Consider the following 15503-nt stretch of genomic DNA (forward strand, 5'->3'; position numbering starts at 1 on the left):
ACCGTCATGACTCACGATAACAAACTCCAGGTTGAAGCGATCAAGTGCGGCACGGTGATCGACCATATTCCGGCGCAGATCGGCTTTAAGCTGCTTTCACTGTTCAAGCTGACCGCCACCGATCAGCGCATCACCATCGGCCTGAACCTGCCCTCCAAAGAGCTGGGCCGCAAGGATTTGATCAAGATCGAGAACACCTTCCTGACCGAGCAGCAGGCCAACCAGTTGGCGATGTACGCGCCCAAGGCTACGGTCAACCGTATCGATAACTATGAAGTGGTGCGCAAGCTGACGCTCAGCCTGCCGGATCATATCGACGGCGTGCTGACCTGCCCGAACAGCAACTGCATCAGCCGCAGCGAACCGGTGGCATCCAGTTTCAGCGTCAAATCCCATGCAGGGGAAGTGCACCTCAAGTGCCGTTACTGCGAGAAAGAGTTCGATCATCAGGTGGTGTTACAGACCGACTAAAATCCTCCGCTTTACCAGGGTATGCCGCTGTTAATCTGGCGGGTACCCTTTATAATGGTGCGTCGTAGGGCGCTGCATGCTGCGTCCATGTGAGTTTACGGCGGGTTGACTCGCCGTTTGAACAACAACAGGATATCAGGAGAAAAAATGTCACGTAATATCAGCACTGAACTCGCGCCAGCCGCCATTGGTCCTTACGTGCAGGGCGTTGACCTGGGCAGCATGATCATCACTTCCGGCCAGATCCCGGTCGATCCAAAAACCGGTGCCGTACCCGATGATGTTGCCGATCAAGCGCGTCAGTCATTGGCCAACGTGAAGGCGATCGTGGAAGCCGCAGGCCTGAAAGTGGGCGACATCGTTAAAACCACCGTTTTCGTCAAAGACCTCAACGATTTCGCTACCGTTAACGCGGCCTATGAAGCGTTCTTCACCGAGCACAACGCCTCGTTCCCAGCGCGTTCTTGCGTTGAAGTGGCGCGTTTGCCAAAAGACGTGAAAATCGAGATCGAAGCCATCGCCGTTCGCCGTTAATCGGCAACCCGGTGCGATCGAATACGGCCAGCCTTTGCTGGCCGTTTGTTTTTTCGTCATCATCAATCTGAAACATTCATCCGCAAAATCACTCTCGTTCAAAGCCACGAGTTAGATGGGTTCTACAAGCTCGCCAAATGTTCTGGTTTTACCAAGATGCGTTCTCCCTCACCCCAACCCTCTCCCCAAGGAGAGGGAGCCAGTTCAGTGCTGTTGTCAGGTGTAGGAGTCAATCTGTGACATGTTCCGTCCCCTTCACAAGGAGAGGGAGCCAGATCGGTGTTGTAGTCGAGTGCGGGAGTCAAATTGTGGCTCGTTCAGAGCTGTCGCTAGTCGGACACAAAGCCCAATCAGTGGCACGTTCGGTTCCCTCTCCCTGTGGGAGAGGGTTAGGGTGAGGGGTCACTTCAGACGCGCAAAGCCCGCCTCCAGATCGGCGATCAGGTCGTCAATATTCTCAAAACCAATATGAACACGCACTAATGTGCCGCTAAAGTCCACCTTGGCTGCCGGGCGGATCTCGTTCAATTCTTCCGGCTGGTTGGCCAGGATCAGCGATTCAAACCCGCCCCACGAATAGGCCATGCTGAAGTGCTCAAAATGGTCCAGATAGTGGGCAACCTGCTCATTGGTCAGCCGTGCTTTCAGCACAAAAGAGAATAACCCGCAGCTACCGCTGAAATCCCGCTGGAAGAATTCATGCCCTTTACAAGAAGGCAGCGCCGGATGGTTAACCCGCTCCACCTCTGGCCGTGCCGCCAACCATTCGGCAATGGCGATACTGCTGATCTCATGTTGCTTGAGGCGGACACCCAGCGTTCTCAGGCCACGGCTACCGTTATAGGCGGTATCCGCGTCGGCCATTTGCCCCATCAGGTAGGAGTTTTCACGCAGTTGGTCCCAGCAACGAGCGTTCGACACGGCGGTACCCAACATGGCGTCGGAATGGCCAATGATGTATTTGGTTCCGGCCTGAATAGAGATATCCACGTCAAAATCCAGCGCCTTGAACAGAATGCCCGCCGCCCAGGTGTTATCAATCATGATGACGATATCTGGGTTCACGGCCCGAGCTGCCTTCACCATCGCCGGTACGTCCTGGACTTCCATGGTGATAGAGCTTGGGGACTCCAGGAACAGCACTTTGGTATTGGGCTGGATCAGCTCGGCGATCCCGGCACCGATCAGCGGGTCATAATAGGTGGTTGCCACGCCCAGCTTGCTCAGGATCTTGTTGCAGAAATCCTGCGTCGGCTCATAGGCGGATCCGGTCATCAGGATATGGTCGCCACTGGCAACAAACGCCAGGATAGCATTAGTGACAGCCGCCGCCCCACAAGGGTAAAGCGAGCAGCCTACCCCGCCTTCCAGCTCGGCCATCGCGTCCTGGAATGAGAAATGCGTCAGGGTGCCGCGACGCCCGTAGAATAGCTCACCTTTAGCACGGTTGGCGGTGGCAAACTTTTTGGCCTTCACCGTATCAAAGGTTAAGGAAGAGGCGCGTTGGATCACCGGGTTGACCGATCCTTGGGTGAATCGAGGCTTACGGCCAGCGGTGACCAGGGCGGTTTCTATTTTTTTAGCTGTCATAACAATTTGCCTGCTTTTATCGTTAATCAAAAATAATAGGGCTATGCAGCGGCCCTTACGCGATTTTTTCTGCTACATCCGTAAGACTTGCGTTTTCAGAGACCGGTTGCGGCTTTTTGCCCGCAAAGCGTTCAACAATTTGTGCGGCGTTCAGATCGTGGATCACGTTGATCAGCGTGGCCGGAGCGTCGGTTATAGTGCCCAGCACCACCAGCATCGGGATGGTTTCCAACGGCAGCCCCAACGTGGTGACAATGAAGATCTCGCCCAGGAAAGCCCCGCCGGGTACGCCACCGACGATAATTGCTGACAGTACGGAAATCAGCATCGTCAGGAAGAAGGTCTCCATCGTGAAGTCCAACCCCAGCACCGCGAAGATAAACACGATCTTCAGGGCCGCAATCATTGCCACGCCGCCCTTATTCAGGTTTACCAGCAGCGGCAGGGAGATGTCCACGATTTCCGGATTAATCCCCATCGCTTTGGCAGCGCGGATATTGGCAGGCAAGGTGCCCAGAGAGGAGCAGGTGCCCAATGCGGTGGCCGAAGGCTCGATGGCGTTACGCCAGAAGGCACGTATCGCAGGCACGCCGCCACCAATCCAGGAGTAGAAGATGGAACCAAAAACGTAGTACAGCAGCGTAGCGGCAAAGAACAGACCAATCGCTCTGGCAAAGGTGACCAGCAACTGCGAGTCTTGGCTGGCCATGGTGGAGGCAAAATAGCAGCCCAGCCCGACTGGCGCGCCCTTCATGATGATAGAGACAATCTTCATGATGATGGTGTTGAGATCGTTGAGCGAGTTTGACACCCGCTTGCCCTGCTCACCCGACTGGCCGATGGCGATGCCGGCAATCACGGACATGATAATCAGCGCCAGAATGTTGGATTTGGACAGCAGCCCGACGAAGTCGTTGGTGGTCACCATACTGACAAAGTCCATGCCTCCGCCACCAGCATTAAACTTTTCAGCCAATTCAATGGTGACGCCCTGCGCAGGGTTGAATAAGGTGGCCAGGCCGACGATACCGGCTGCAGGTATCAGCGCCATCACAATGGAAACGGCAAAAATCACCCCCATGATGCGCCCGAGCTTTTTCAGGTCGGTCATGCCGGCGATTGAGGACATCACGCTGACACTGACCAAAGGCACGATGATCATAAACAACAGGTTAAGGAATATCTTACCGATTGCCTGTAATTTCAACGCAATATCGGGGGCGTATATACCGACGATCCCCCCGAGCGTTAAGGCAAATAACAGAATAAAAGATGACTTGTAGGGTTCTAGACGTTTCCACATATTCAGTTCCTTATTATTATCTTTTTTGTTCATGTGACTTATGTCACTTTTTTATTTTTCTCAACAATAGTATGTGACTTGTGTGAGACAGGTCACCCCTTGGTGTTTGGTTGTGATCTGGTACGGTACAGCGTATTCTGCGATTAATAATGGCATCTTGTTTCCAGCGATGTAATAGCGCATTCGTACCGTTTAAAGAAATCACTCGTGAATTAAAGGAAAAAATGAGCAGCCCAGCGTCGTTAAAGCAACTCGAAGTCCTGGTCAAAATTGTGGAATGTGGTGGGCTGTCGGAGGCTGCCGCACACCTCAACGTCTCACCCTCTGCGATCAGCAAGAGCCTGTCGCAGCTGGAAAGTCAGTTGGGCACCACCTTAATCAAGAGAACTACCCGCAGCTTTACGCTCACCGAACCTGGCCAATACTTATACAATCGTGCGACACAACTGTTGCTGGATTTTAATGAATCGCTCAATACCACCGCCGGTTACTATAATCACCCCAACGGTGAATTACGGATAACCTGCTCGATGGCTTTTGGTTATTCCCATTTGGCAACGTTGGCGAATCATTTTCGTGAGCGTTGTCCCGATGTTGATTTATATATTAACCTTAATGACAACTTTGTTAATCTTAATGAAACCAACTTTGATATCGCATTGCGCATTTCTTCGGAACCGCCTGTTAATTACGCAATGCGTAAATTAGCCACGGTGAATTGGGCCTATTGCGCCAGCCCAAAATATCTCGAAAAGTACGGTACGCCGCATTCCATTCAGGATTTAAGCCATCATCAGTGCCTGATTTACCCTGGCTTGACCCCGGTGTGGAAAACCCTTGATGAGCAGGGCGTCGCCCACCACTTGAAGACACGCACCCCGATCCAGGCCAACAGCAGCCTGGTGTTATTGAAATCGGTGCTGGAAAATCAAGGCATTGCCTATCTGCCAACCTACCTGTTGGGCGATTTAATTGAGCAAGGCGCCTTGGTTCCGCTAGCGCTGGACGGCACACTGACCCACCCGACCCACGGCCTGTATGCCCTGTATTTCCCCAGCCGCTACAGCAACCCCAAGGTACGTGCCTTTATCGATTTTCTGCTGGAGCAGCTACAGCCGGTGCCCATCTGGGATAGCTGGTTGGCGCAGTCTTAACCACGCCATCCCCTGCCCGGTTAGCGCACCGCAACTGCGCGCAACAGCGTTTCCAGCGGGTACACCGCCGCAATCACCACTTCATCCCGGATCTGTGCTGCCGCGTCCAGCTGTTGCTGGGCCTGTTCCGCCTCCGCGTTACTCAAAGGCTTCCCTTGCTGATAGCGTTCCAACAGCATCAAGCCCAGATCGGCCAACGCGCTGACATCCTGTACCACCGGTGCCAAGTCCTTCATCACCACGTTACCGGCTATCACCTGCTTCACCGGTGCACCGTTACGTTGCCAGCGTTGTAGACGTTCACGGATCGCCTCTGCCGCTGCGCGATGGTTCTTGTCTTTGAGCAGCAACGCCACTTGCTTATCGAGATCGCGCACTGCCGAACTTTCCGGTGGGATGGCATCGGCAAAGCGGTTTAGCGGCTCAAATTGATGGTAATTACCTGCCTTGAACTTCAGGTGCTGACGGGTGTAATACTGCCCCGGCTCCACCGCTTCGGCCGAGACCTGCAATGGGGTGATATCGACGCTGTTAGCCAAACGGGTAAACTCACGCGCCGTTTCGGCGTGCTGTTGCAGGCCGACAGACACCACCGACCAGGCATCTATCGCCGCCAGGCGTTGGTACATATTGTCCTCATTGGTCACATCCTTGGCCGACCACATACGCTCCGCCACGGCAAAGGTTCTTGGCCACAGCTTGAGATCGAGCACCGGTGCGCGGATGTTTTCCGCCCAGAAGGCGGCTTCGCCCCCCAGAATATTGGCCTGATGCTGTTCATCCGGTACCACTGGCATCACGCCCGCCGGGATCGCCGTCAATTTACTGCCGGTGGTTGGGTAGCGCACGTTGCCCACCAGCGTGTAACCACTCAGTTGGTCCTGCTGCAGAGTAAATACCGGACGCGTGTCACCCATCCAGGTATCAATGCGGAAGGTCACTTGTTCTGGCGTACGCCACTCGATATCCCGCACTGCACGGCGCGATTTGTCTTTGAAATCGATAAAGCCACGCCATCCCTGCTTGCCTTCGATCAGCGTGAAGGTGCCTTCTACCGGGCTCCCCTTGAAACGCGGCATGCTGAATTGCCAGCTCTGCGCCTGCTCCCCTGCCTGTACGTTGGTATCTACTCCCAATGGCTGCGGCAAAATTTCATTGCGATAGTGATAGGCGGTGCTATGCGGCTGATCGAGATAGAAACCGGTAGAGAGGATGCCTTGATAGCCATCCTGGGCGCTGGCCCCCAAAGAATCTGGCCCACGCCAGGATTGGATCACAATGGTGCGCGGCAAGGTCGGATGGTAAATCTCATCCCAACCCACCATGCGGCGCTGATGTTGTTCGAGGATCTTTTCCAGCTTCTGGTTGAAGAAAGCCTGCAGCGCATGGGCATCCGCCAGCTGGTTCTGCTGCATAAACGCCTGGATGGTTTTGGACTCTTTCCACTGGGTGGCATCCACCTCATCCCCGCCGATATGCAAGTAAGGATCGGGGAAGATCGCCACCAGTTCGCCGATGATGCTATCGACAAACTGATAAACCTTGTCATTCGAAGGATCGAGCGTCGGCTTGTGGACGCCCCAATGGCGTTCCATTTGATACGGCCCTGGCGCACTAAGCAGCTCAGGATACGCCACGGCAATGGTAGAAGCATGGCCCGGCAGGTCGATTTCGGGCACCACCCGAATGCCACGCGCCGTGGCGTAGGCGACCACTTGCTGCATCTGTTCACGGCTGTAGAAATGTCCGTCACTGGCCAGTTGCTGTAGCTTTGGATAGTGCTCGGAAGCAAAGCGCCAGCCCTGATCGTCGGTCAGATGCCAGTGGAATACGTTGAGTTTGGCCGCCGCCATGCCATCAAGCTGGCGCAGAATATCCTCGAGCGGCAGGAAATGACGCGCCGAATCTAGCAGTACTCCACGCCAAGGGAAGCGTGGGACGTCGGTAATGTTCACCAACGGCATAAAGGTGTTTTCGCCGTCGGTCTGCACCAATTGCAGTAGAGTTTCCATGCCGCGTAGCGCACCGAAGCGGGTGTTGGCCGTCAGCGTCGCGCCCTGCAGCGTCACCTTGAGCTGGTAGCTCTCATCGCTATCCGGCAGCGGCTGGGCTGCAACCTGGTGTTTGATGATGATGTTGATCGTTGCCGCCTGGTTTTTCTCGCCCTGTGGGGCCAGCGTCCAGCCGGTTTGCCGTTCCAGGCGATCGCGCCAGCGAGCCTGCGCTTCGCTCAAGTCATCGCCCTGAACGTTGAATGATAAGCGGTAATCCAGCACCAGCTTGCCTTGCGGCTGAGCTAACTCAACCTGCTTTGGCCAGGGCATCAGCGGCAGATCGCCAGCCGGTTTAGCCAGCGCATTAAGGGAAAATAACAGCGAAGAAGCCAGTAGCGTATAACTGAAAGGTTTGTGCATCGGAAATTCCTCAGAGGAAAAAATCAATCTAGCCAAGGAAGTAGATAAAGACTGAGCCGGAGAGAGATGTCCAACCGCAGGGGCAAAACGGTGCGATGGATCACAGATTGGCTCTGGAGATGCCCCTCACCCCAACCCTCTCCCACGGGGAGAGGGAGCTGGTTTGGCGTTGTCATCACGTCCGCGATCAATCTACTTCAACGCAAAAGGAAGCTAGTTCAGCATTGCAGTCAAGTACCGCGATCAAGCTATTTCGCCGCAAAAGGAAGCTAGTTAGTACCGTGATCAGGTAATTTTCTGCAACAGATGGCGTACTCGGTCGGTCCCCTCTCCCTGTGGGAGAGGGTTAGGGTGAGGGGACCATCAGAAAATTTACTGCCAGCCATACCGGCGGACAAACCAGCCTTTCACGCACTGGGTCAGCACCATGTAACCAGCGAGGATCAGCACCAGCCACGGGAAGTAGCCCAGCGGCAACGCCTGCAGTTGCAGGAAGCCCGCCAGCGGCGAGAAGGTCAGGCCGATACCGATGGCGATCACCGCCAGCGTCATCACACACAGCGGCCAGGATGGGCGGCTCTGGATAAACGGAATTTTGCGCGTACGGATCATATGGACGATCAGCGTCTGCGACAGCAGCCCTTCCACAAACCAGCCGGACTGGAACAGCGTCTGCATTTCCGGCGTATTGGCCTGGAACACGTACCACATCAGGGCAAAGGTCAGCACGTCAAAGATCGAGCTTATCGGCCCGAAGAACACCATAAAGCGGCCCAGATCGCCAGAGTTCCAACGCTGTGGCTTGGTGATCTGATCGTCATCGACGTTATCGAACGGAATGGCAATCTGTGAAATATCGTACAGCAGGTTCTGGATCAACAGATGCAGCGGTAACATCGGTAGGAAAGGTAAAAAGGCACTGGCGATCAGCACGCTGAAGACGTTACCGAAGTTGGAGCTGGCGGTCATCTTGATGTATTTCAGCATGTTGGCAAACGTGCGGCGGCCCTCTATCACCCCCTGCTCCAGCACCATCAGGCTTTTTTCCAACAGGATAATATCTGCAGCTTCCTTGGCGATATCCACCGCAGAATCTACCGATATGCCGATATCCGCCGCGCGTAGCGCCGGGGCATCGTTGATACCGTCGCCCATAAAGCCCACCACGTGGCCCTGCTTACGCAGCAGTTGGACGATGCGTTCCTTGTGCAGCGGCGTCAACTTGGCAAACACCGTGGTACGTGCCGCCGCTGTGACCAGCGTGGCATCATCCATCAGTTCGATCTCGCTGCCACGCAGGATATGCTCCGCATCCAGACCCACGTCCTTACACACCTTACCGGCGACCAGTTCGTTGTCGCCGGTGAGGATCTTGACGGTTACGCCATTCTTTTTCAGCGCGGCCAATGCCGGTGCGGTGCTCTCCTTCGGTGGATCGAGGAAGGCGATATAGCCTTCGAGGATCAGATCCGATTCATCCGCCACGCCATACTCATGATCCGTCGCTGGCAGGATCTTGTTGGCCACCGCCACCACACGCAGCCCTTGCTGGTTGAGCTCGTCGGTAACACGGCGGATGCGCGCCAGCAGCGCTTCGCTGAGCGGGATCACCTCATCTTCCTGACGCACATGGCTACAGATCGACAGCATCTCTTCCAGTGCACCTTTGCAGATTAGCTCGTGGTATTGCGCCTCTTTGGCAACGACTACCGACATGCGGCGGCGTTCGAAATCGAACGGGATCTCGTCCACTTTGCGGTAATGCTGCAACGCGTCCGGCTGTTGGCTTTCGTCGGCACAGGTCAGCACCGCCACATCCAGCAGGTTTTTCAGTCCGGTCTGGTAGAAGCTGTTCAGCCAGGCGTAACGCAGCACCCGCTCGCTGTTGGCTCCAAACACATCGGTATGGCGCTCCAGCACAATTTTGTCCTGAGTCAGCGTGCCGGTTTTATCGGTGCACAGAATATCCATCGCGCCAAAGTTCTGGATCGCGTCCAGACGTTTGACGATCACCTTCTGGCGCGACAGCTTGACCGCCCCTTTAGCCAGGGTAGAGGTGACGATCATCGGCAGCATTTCCGGCGTCAGCCCCACTGCCACAGAAAGCGCAAACAGTGCCGCTTCCCACCAGTCGCCTTTAGTGAAGCCGTTAATGAGCAACACGATTGGCGTCATCACCAGCATGAAGCGGATCAATAGCCAGCTTACTTTGCTGATACCGGCCTGGAAGGCGTTGGGCTGCTCATCCTGGCTGGTCACCCGCTGCGCCAACTGGCCGAAGTAGGTTTCGCTGCCAGTACCGATCACTATGGCCAGCGCGGTGCCGCTGACGACGTTAGTGCCCATGAAGCACAGGTTTTGGCACTCCAACGGATCGCTCACCTGGCCACGGCGATCCGCCACTTTTTCTACCGGCAGCGATTCACCGGTCAGCGCTGCCTGGCTGATAAACAGATCCTTGGCAGAAAGCAACCGCAGATCCGCTGGGATCATATCCCCAGCCGACAGCTTGATGATGTCGCCCGGCACCAACTGTGAAATCGGCAGTTCGCTATGTTCGCTTTTACCGGTATGCGCATCGCTGCGGTACACCGTCGCGGTGTTGCTGACCATCGCCTTCAGCGCATCCGCCGCCTTGTTGGAGCGAGCCTCCTGAATAAAGTGCAGCAGCGTGGAAATTAGCACCATCAGGCCAATCACCAGCGCAGCGATTAGATCCTCGGTGGCGTAGGAAATCAGCCCCAGTACGGTCAGCAGCAGGTTGAACGGGTTGCTGTAACAGTGCCACAGATGCTTCCACCAGCTTTCGGCCAGCTGGTTTTCGATGGTGTTGCTGCCAAACAGTCCGCGGGCAGTTTCTGCTTCATGCGCGGTGATGCCTTCCGGGTGACTGTTGAAACGCTCATACAGTTGCATCGCGCTGGCGGCGGCACATTCCAGGCGTTGTTGCGCCAAACCGGCAGGCAATTCTTGCGCCGATCCACTGATGCTTTCCAACAGCGCATCACGCCGCACCAAGCGGCGTGGCAAATTGCGGCTGAGCAAACCCAGCAGCCGACGGGGGATATATTTAAATTTCATCGTTCGCACCTCATCGCCCAGCGCCTCACGGCAGTGGGTGAACGGCGGATCGGCCCGCTGGCTTGATTTTCTGACGCGCCAAAAATCCTCCGCCGGAACAGATCCTATTATTTTCAATCACAACAGAGGCGAACTATCGAGCAAGTGCCGCTGCTTACCTAAACCGGTAAAACAGCAACGCAGAGCGGAGAGGTTTTACCGGGGAACCGAATGAGTAGTGTCAGGGTTCGGATCAGGATCCATTCAGGGATTTACCTCCGGTAAAGAAAAAGTGAGAACGGCAAAGGCGGCCATTCCGTTTTGCAACACTATGGGCCGCGCACCAAGATCCGCGCGTTAAAATGCGCTATGGTAGCGAGCATAAGTGGGATGTTGTATACCCTATGAATTTCAAGTTGCAGCTAGGCGACAAACTGACTCATCCCCAGGAGCTTACTTTAGTAAGTGACTGGGGTGTATAAGTACAGGTAACAACGCTGCAACTTGAAAGGCGACGGGTATAAGTTTAAGCCTCATAACCTAAATGAAAAGTAAACCATGCAAAACCGGCTGACAATCAAGGATATCGCCCGCCTGAGCGGGGTAGGCAAGTCTACCGTCTCACGCGTGATGAATAACGAAGGCAGCGTAAGCCCGCAAACCCGTGAACGGGTGGAGGCGGTGATCCGTAGCCAGGGTTTTACCCCGTCAAAATCGGCCCGCGCCATGCGTGGCCAGAGCGACAAAGTGGTCGCCATTATCGTTTCCCGTCTGGATTCCCCTTCGGAAAATCAGGCCGTGCGCACCATGCTGCCGCTGCTGTATCAGCAGGGCTTCGATCCGATCGTGATGGAAAGCCAGTTTGAAACCCGGTTGGTCGAGGAGCACCTCAACGTACTGCGCCAGCGCAACGTCGACGGCGTGGTCCTGTTCGGCTTTACCGGCCTGACCGCTGACATGCTCAAACCGTGGCAGGAAAAGATGGTGGTGGTCGCCCGCGAATATCCGGGTATCTCCTCCGTTTGTTATGACGATGAAGGTGCCGTGAAACTGCTGATGCAGCGCTTACGCAAGCAGGGTCACAGCCATATCAGCTACCTTGGCGTGCAGGAGTCCGATGCCACCACCGGGATGCGTCGCCATCAGGCCTATCTGGATACCTGTCGCGCGCAAAAAATCTCGCCGCTGGTGGCGTTGGGTGAACTGAACTATCAGAGCGGTTTCCAACTGGCCGCCAACGTGATTGAACCGCAAACCACCGCGCTGGTGTGCGCCTCCGATACTATCGCGCTAGGTGCGATGAAGTACCTGCAACAGCAACAGATTACGCCAATCCAGGTGTGCGCCATCGGTAATACGCCAATGCTCAACTTCTTGTTCCCAGAGACGTTTTCCGTTGAGTTGGGCTATGGCACCGCAGGGCAGCAGGCGGCCCTTCAGCTGCTGGGCCAGTTGAGTGGTGAACTGAGCATCCGCCAAATCATTATCCCCTGCAAACTTGCCTAATAGCGGGCGCAGCATGCTGCGCCCCTACATATCGTAGCCAGAGTTCATTTTGACGCTATTTGCGGCTTTATTGTTCATTTTGTGATCCTCACCGCAAGTTGGGAACGTTCCCATTTAATAAAAACGGCCTAGTGGCTAAGCTTAAAAACATCAATACCTCTGAGCCTCACTGATAACAAAGGTGCCATAATGAGCAAAGTTCAGCAGCAGGACATCGATCGCCTGATCGTGCTGGTGGGTGGCCGCGAGAATATCGCCACCGTCAGCCACTGCATTACCCGCCTGCGTTTCGTCCTTAACGATCCCGCCAAGGCCAAGCCGAAAGAGATTGAGCAGTTGCGCATGGTCAAAGGCTGCTTCACCAACGCCGGGCAGTTCCAGGTGGTGATTGGCCCTGAAGTTGGTGATTACTATCAGGCGTTAATTGCCACCACCGGCATCAACGAAGCCGATAAGGAACAGGCCAAGCTGGCCGCTCGCCAGAACATGACCTGGTTCGAACGCGGTATCTCCCACTTCGCCGAGATCTTCTTCCCACTGCTGCCAGCCCTGATCAGCGGCGGTTTGATCCTGGGTTTCCGCAACGTGATCGGCGATATCCCGATGTCCGGCGGACAAACGCTGGCACAGATGCACCCAGCCTGGAAAACCATTTATGACTTCCTGTGGTTATTGGGCGAGGCCATCTTTATGTTCCTGCCGGTGGCTATCTGTTGGTCAACGGTGAAGAAGATGGGCGGTACCCCGGTGCTCGGCATCGTGATGGGGATCACCCTGGTCTCCCCGCAGTTGATGAACTCCTACCTGCTCGGCCAGCAAGTGCCGGAAGTGTGGAACTTTGGCTGGTTCACCATTGAGAAAGTGGGCTATCAGGCGCAGGTGATCCCGTCGATCCTCGCCGGTATGGCGTTGGGCTGGATCGAAACCCGTCTGAAAAAGATCGTGCCAGATTATCTATATCTGGTGGTGGTGCCGGTGGTTTCTCTGCTGCTGGCCGTGTTCTTGGCTCACACGCTGATCGGTCCATTTGGTCGCATGATTGGCGATGGCGTAGCTTGGGCAGTGAAGTGGGTAATGACCGGTAGTTTCGCCCCGATCGGCGCGGCACTGTTTGGCTTCCTGTATGCACCGTTGGTGATCACCGGGGTGCATCAGACCACGCTGGCCATCGATATGCAGATGATCCAAAGCATGGGCGGTACGCCAGTCTGGCCGTTGATTGCCCTGTCTAATATCGCGCAAGCCTCGGCGGTGCTGGGCATCATCATCGTCAGCCGCAAGGCCAACGAACGTGAGATTTCCGTACCGGCCGCCATCTCCGCCTATCTCGGCGTGACCGAACCGGCTATGTACGGCATTAACCTGAAATATCGCTTCCCTATGCTGTGCGCGATGATCGGCTCCGCCTTCGCAGGCTTGATTTGTGGCCTGACCGGCGTGATGGCCAACGGCATCGGCGTAGGTGGCCTGCCGGGCATCCTGTCTATCCAACCGCAGTTCTGGCTGATCTACTCCGTAGCTATCCTGGTGGCCGTAGTGATCCCACTGCTGCTGACCATGATGGTTTACAAACGCAAAGCCAGCCGCGGCGAGTTACCGGTTTAAACTGAAAGGTATTTTTTTATGAGCAATGTAATTCCCTGGTGGCAGAACGGCGTTATTTATCAAATCTATCCGAAGAGCTTCCAGGACAGCACCGGTAACGGCTATGGCGATCTGGCAGGGGTAACTCAACGGCTGGACTATTTGCAGGAGCTGGGCGTCGATGCCATCTGGCTGACGCCGGTCTATGTCTCGCCCCAGGTCGATAATGGCTACGACGTCGCCGATTACTGCGCCATCGATCCGGCCTACGGCACCATGGCCGACTTCGAACACCTGGTGGCACAAGCCCACCAGCGCAGCATCCGTATCGTGATGGATATGGTGTTTAACCACACCTCCACCGAGCATCCGTGGTTTAAGGCTTCGCAGGATCCTGCCAGCCCGCTGCGTCAGTTCTACATCTGGCGCGATGGCGAAGGTGACGCCCTGCCCAATAACTGGCGCTCCAAATTTGGCGGTAATGCCTGGCAATGGCACGCCGACAGCGGCCAATATTACCTGCACCTGTTTGCTACCGAGCAGGCCGACCTGAACTGGGAACACCCGCCGGTGCGCGAAGAGCTGAAGAAAGTGTGCCAGTTCTGGGCAGATAAAGGCGTGGATGGGCTGCGCCTTGATGTAATCAACCTGGTGTCCAAGCAGCAGGACTTCCCAAGCGATAGCCAGGGCGATGGCCGCCGTTTCTACACCGACGGCCCGCGCATTCACGAGTTTTTGCAGGAGATGAGCCGCGACGTGTTCCAGCCGCGCGGCCTGATGACCGTGGGCGAGATGTCTTCAACCTCGCTGGAGCATTGCCAGCAGTATGCGGCGCAAAGCGGTGCCGAGCTGTCGATGACCTTCAACTTCCACCACCTGAAAGTAGACTATGCCAACGGGCAGAAGTGGACACTGGCCGCGCCAGATTACGTCGAGTTGAAGCAGATTTTCCACCACTGGCAGCAAGGCATGCATAACCGCGCCTGGAACGCGCTGTTCTGGTGTAATCACGACCAGCCACGCATCGTTTCGCGCTTTGGCGACGAGGGCGAGCTGCGAGTCACCGCCGCCAAGATGCTGGCGATGGTGCTGCACGGTATGCAGGGCACGCCGTATATCTATCAGGGTGAAGAGATCGGCATGACCAATCCAGGCTTCCAGCAGATCGGAAGCTATCGCGATGTGGAAAGTCTGAATATGTACGCCGAACTGCAGGCTCAGGGAAGAAACGAAGGCGAACTGTTGGCTATTCTGGCCAGCAAATCACGGGACAATGGCCGCACGCCGATGCAGTGGGACGCGACACCCCACGCAGGCTTCACCACCGGTACGCCTTGGATAGCCTGTGCAGAGAACTACCCCCAGATTAATGCCACGGCAGCATTGGCCGATCGGGATTCGGTGTTTTACGCTTATCGCCATCTGATCGCCCTGCGTAAGCAGTATCCGCTGCTGACTCACGGCGACTATCTGGATCTGGCCCCGGCTCACCCGGCATTATGGTGCTATCAACGTAGCTGGAATGGGCAACGGTTGCTGGTAGTTGCGAACCTGAGCCGCGAACCGTTGGCATGGGATGCCGCTGGCGTTGAATTTTCTGAACTGTGGCGGCCACTGATAAGCAACTATATGGATGCTGCAGAGCAGCCACGGGCCGGTGTTTTGCGGCCTTTCGAAGCGAGTTGGTGGCTGCTGGAGTCCTGATTGGTCACCGGGAGTTGTTTGCTACAATCCATACATAATTGTCGGAAAAACATTGATTTTGTATGGCTCGAACAATGAAATTGGCGCTGGGAGCACTTCCTCAGTTACTCAGCGCCTGCCAGCAAGCGCCAGGCAGGGGCCAAAAGGCAGCGGATTTCACAGCGACGCCCTGCCGTTGAATCA

10 protein-coding genes are annotated in these 15503 nt (G+C 55.6%); 6 read left to right on the top strand and 4 right to left on the bottom strand.

The genetic code is table 11. The features are described 5' to 3' along the window. Positions 1-6: 6 nt before the first annotated feature. The gene (pyrI, locus tag ACMV5I_RS08660; protein WP_021807800.1) at positions 7-471 is read left to right on the top strand and encodes an aspartate carbamoyltransferase regulatory subunit; all 465 of its coding nucleotides are present in this window, start codon (positions 7-9) and stop codon (positions 469-471) included. Between the two features lie 147 nt (positions 472-618). Beyond that, on the top strand, positions 619-1005 hold the full coding sequence (ridA, locus tag ACMV5I_RS08665; RefSeq protein ID WP_024483413.1) for a 2-iminobutanoate/2-iminopropanoate deaminase: 387 nt from the start codon (positions 619-621) through the stop codon (positions 1003-1005). A gap of 402 nt (positions 1006-1407) precedes the next feature. Here ridA and metC read toward each other — a convergent pair whose 3' ends face one another. Further along, positions 1408-2595, bottom strand: coding sequence for a cystathionine beta-lyase (metC, locus tag ACMV5I_RS08670; RefSeq protein ID WP_414824141.1), 1188 nt, complete (start codon positions 2593-2595; stop codon positions 1408-1410). A gap of 55 nt (positions 2596-2650) precedes the next feature. Then, the gene (locus ACMV5I_RS08675; RefSeq protein WP_071681272.1) at positions 2651-3898 is read right to left on the bottom strand and encodes a dicarboxylate/amino acid:cation symporter; all 1248 of its coding nucleotides are present in this window, start codon (positions 3896-3898) and stop codon (positions 2651-2653) included. 224 nt (positions 3899-4122) lie between these two features. On the opposite strand from ACMV5I_RS08675, the gene ACMV5I_RS08680 reads away from it, so the two are divergent. Continuing rightward, positions 4123-5052: a LysR family transcriptional regulator gene (locus tag ACMV5I_RS08680; protein WP_414824142.1), complete on the top strand. Its 930-nt coding sequence runs from the start codon at positions 4123-4125 to the stop codon at positions 5050-5052. A gap of 20 nt (positions 5053-5072) precedes the next feature. Here ACMV5I_RS08680 and ACMV5I_RS08685 read toward each other — a convergent pair whose 3' ends face one another. Together ACMV5I_RS08685 and mgtA are read right to left on the bottom strand one after the other, a co-directional pair. Further along, a complete protein-coding gene (locus tag ACMV5I_RS08685) occupies positions 5073-7466 on the bottom strand; it encodes a beta-N-acetylhexosaminidase (protein WP_414824143.1) in 2394 nt (797 codons plus the stop codon). 372 nt (positions 7467-7838) lie between these two features. Next, a complete protein-coding gene (gene mgtA / locus ACMV5I_RS08690) occupies positions 7839-10547 on the bottom strand; it encodes a magnesium-translocating P-type ATPase (RefSeq protein ID WP_414824144.1) in 2709 nt (902 codons plus the stop codon). Positions 10548-11084: 537 nt separating this feature from the next. Between mgtA and treR the strand changes: the two genes are divergently transcribed. The 3 genes from treR (at position 11085) to treC (ending at position 15320) form a co-directional block, all read left to right on the top strand. Continuing rightward, on the top strand, positions 11085-12032 hold the full coding sequence (treR, locus tag ACMV5I_RS08695) for a trehalose operon repressor TreR (RefSeq protein WP_284122091.1): 948 nt from the start codon (positions 11085-11087) through the stop codon (positions 12030-12032). Between the two features lie 189 nt (positions 12033-12221). Continuing rightward, positions 12222-13637, top strand: coding sequence for a PTS trehalose transporter subunit IIBC (gene treB, locus ACMV5I_RS08700; protein WP_059199570.1), 1416 nt, complete (start codon positions 12222-12224; stop codon positions 13635-13637). A gap of 18 nt (positions 13638-13655) precedes the next feature. After that, a complete protein-coding gene (treC, locus tag ACMV5I_RS08705) occupies positions 13656-15320 on the top strand; it encodes an alpha,alpha-phosphotrehalase (protein WP_414824145.1) in 1665 nt (554 codons plus the stop codon). The last annotated feature ends 183 nt before the right edge of the window (positions 15321-15503 follow it).

It is taken from the genome of Serratia sp. T13T92, assembly GCF_047530105.1.
GTDB classification, from domain to species: domain Bacteria; phylum Pseudomonadota; class Gammaproteobacteria; order Enterobacterales; family Enterobacteriaceae; genus Chania; species Chania fonticola.

Excerpts from the sequence above, each read along its gene's own strand:
- pyrI (WP_021807800.1), top strand. The coding sequence starts at position 7 with ATGACTCACGATAACAAACTCCAGGTTGAAGCGATCAAGTGCGGCACG.
- ridA (WP_024483413.1), top strand. The coding sequence starts at position 619 with ATGTCACGTAATATCAGCACTGAACTCGCGCCAGCCGCCATTGGTCCT.
- metC (WP_414824141.1), bottom strand. The coding sequence starts at position 2,595 with ATGACAGCTAAAAAAATAGAAACCGCCCTGGTCACCGCTGGCCGTAAG.
- ACMV5I_RS08675 (WP_071681272.1), bottom strand. The coding sequence starts at position 3,898 with ATGTGGAAACGTCTAGAACCCTACAAGTCATCTTTTATTCTGTTATTT.
- ACMV5I_RS08680 (WP_414824142.1), top strand. The coding sequence starts at position 4,123 with ATGAGCAGCCCAGCGTCGTTAAAGCAACTCGAAGTCCTGGTCAAAATT.
- ACMV5I_RS08685 (WP_414824143.1), bottom strand. The coding sequence starts at position 7,466 with ATGCACAAACCTTTCAGTTATACGCTACTGGCTTCTTCGCTGTTATTT.
- mgtA (WP_414824144.1), bottom strand. The coding sequence starts at position 10,547 with ATGAAATTTAAATATATCCCCCGTCGGCTGCTGGGTTTGCTCAGCCGC.
- treR (WP_284122091.1), top strand. The coding sequence starts at position 11,085 with ATGCAAAACCGGCTGACAATCAAGGATATCGCCCGCCTGAGCGGGGTA.
- treB (WP_059199570.1), top strand. The coding sequence starts at position 12,222 with ATGAGCAAAGTTCAGCAGCAGGACATCGATCGCCTGATCGTGCTGGTG.
- treC (WP_414824145.1), top strand. The coding sequence starts at position 13,656 with ATGAGCAATGTAATTCCCTGGTGGCAGAACGGCGTTATTTATCAAATC.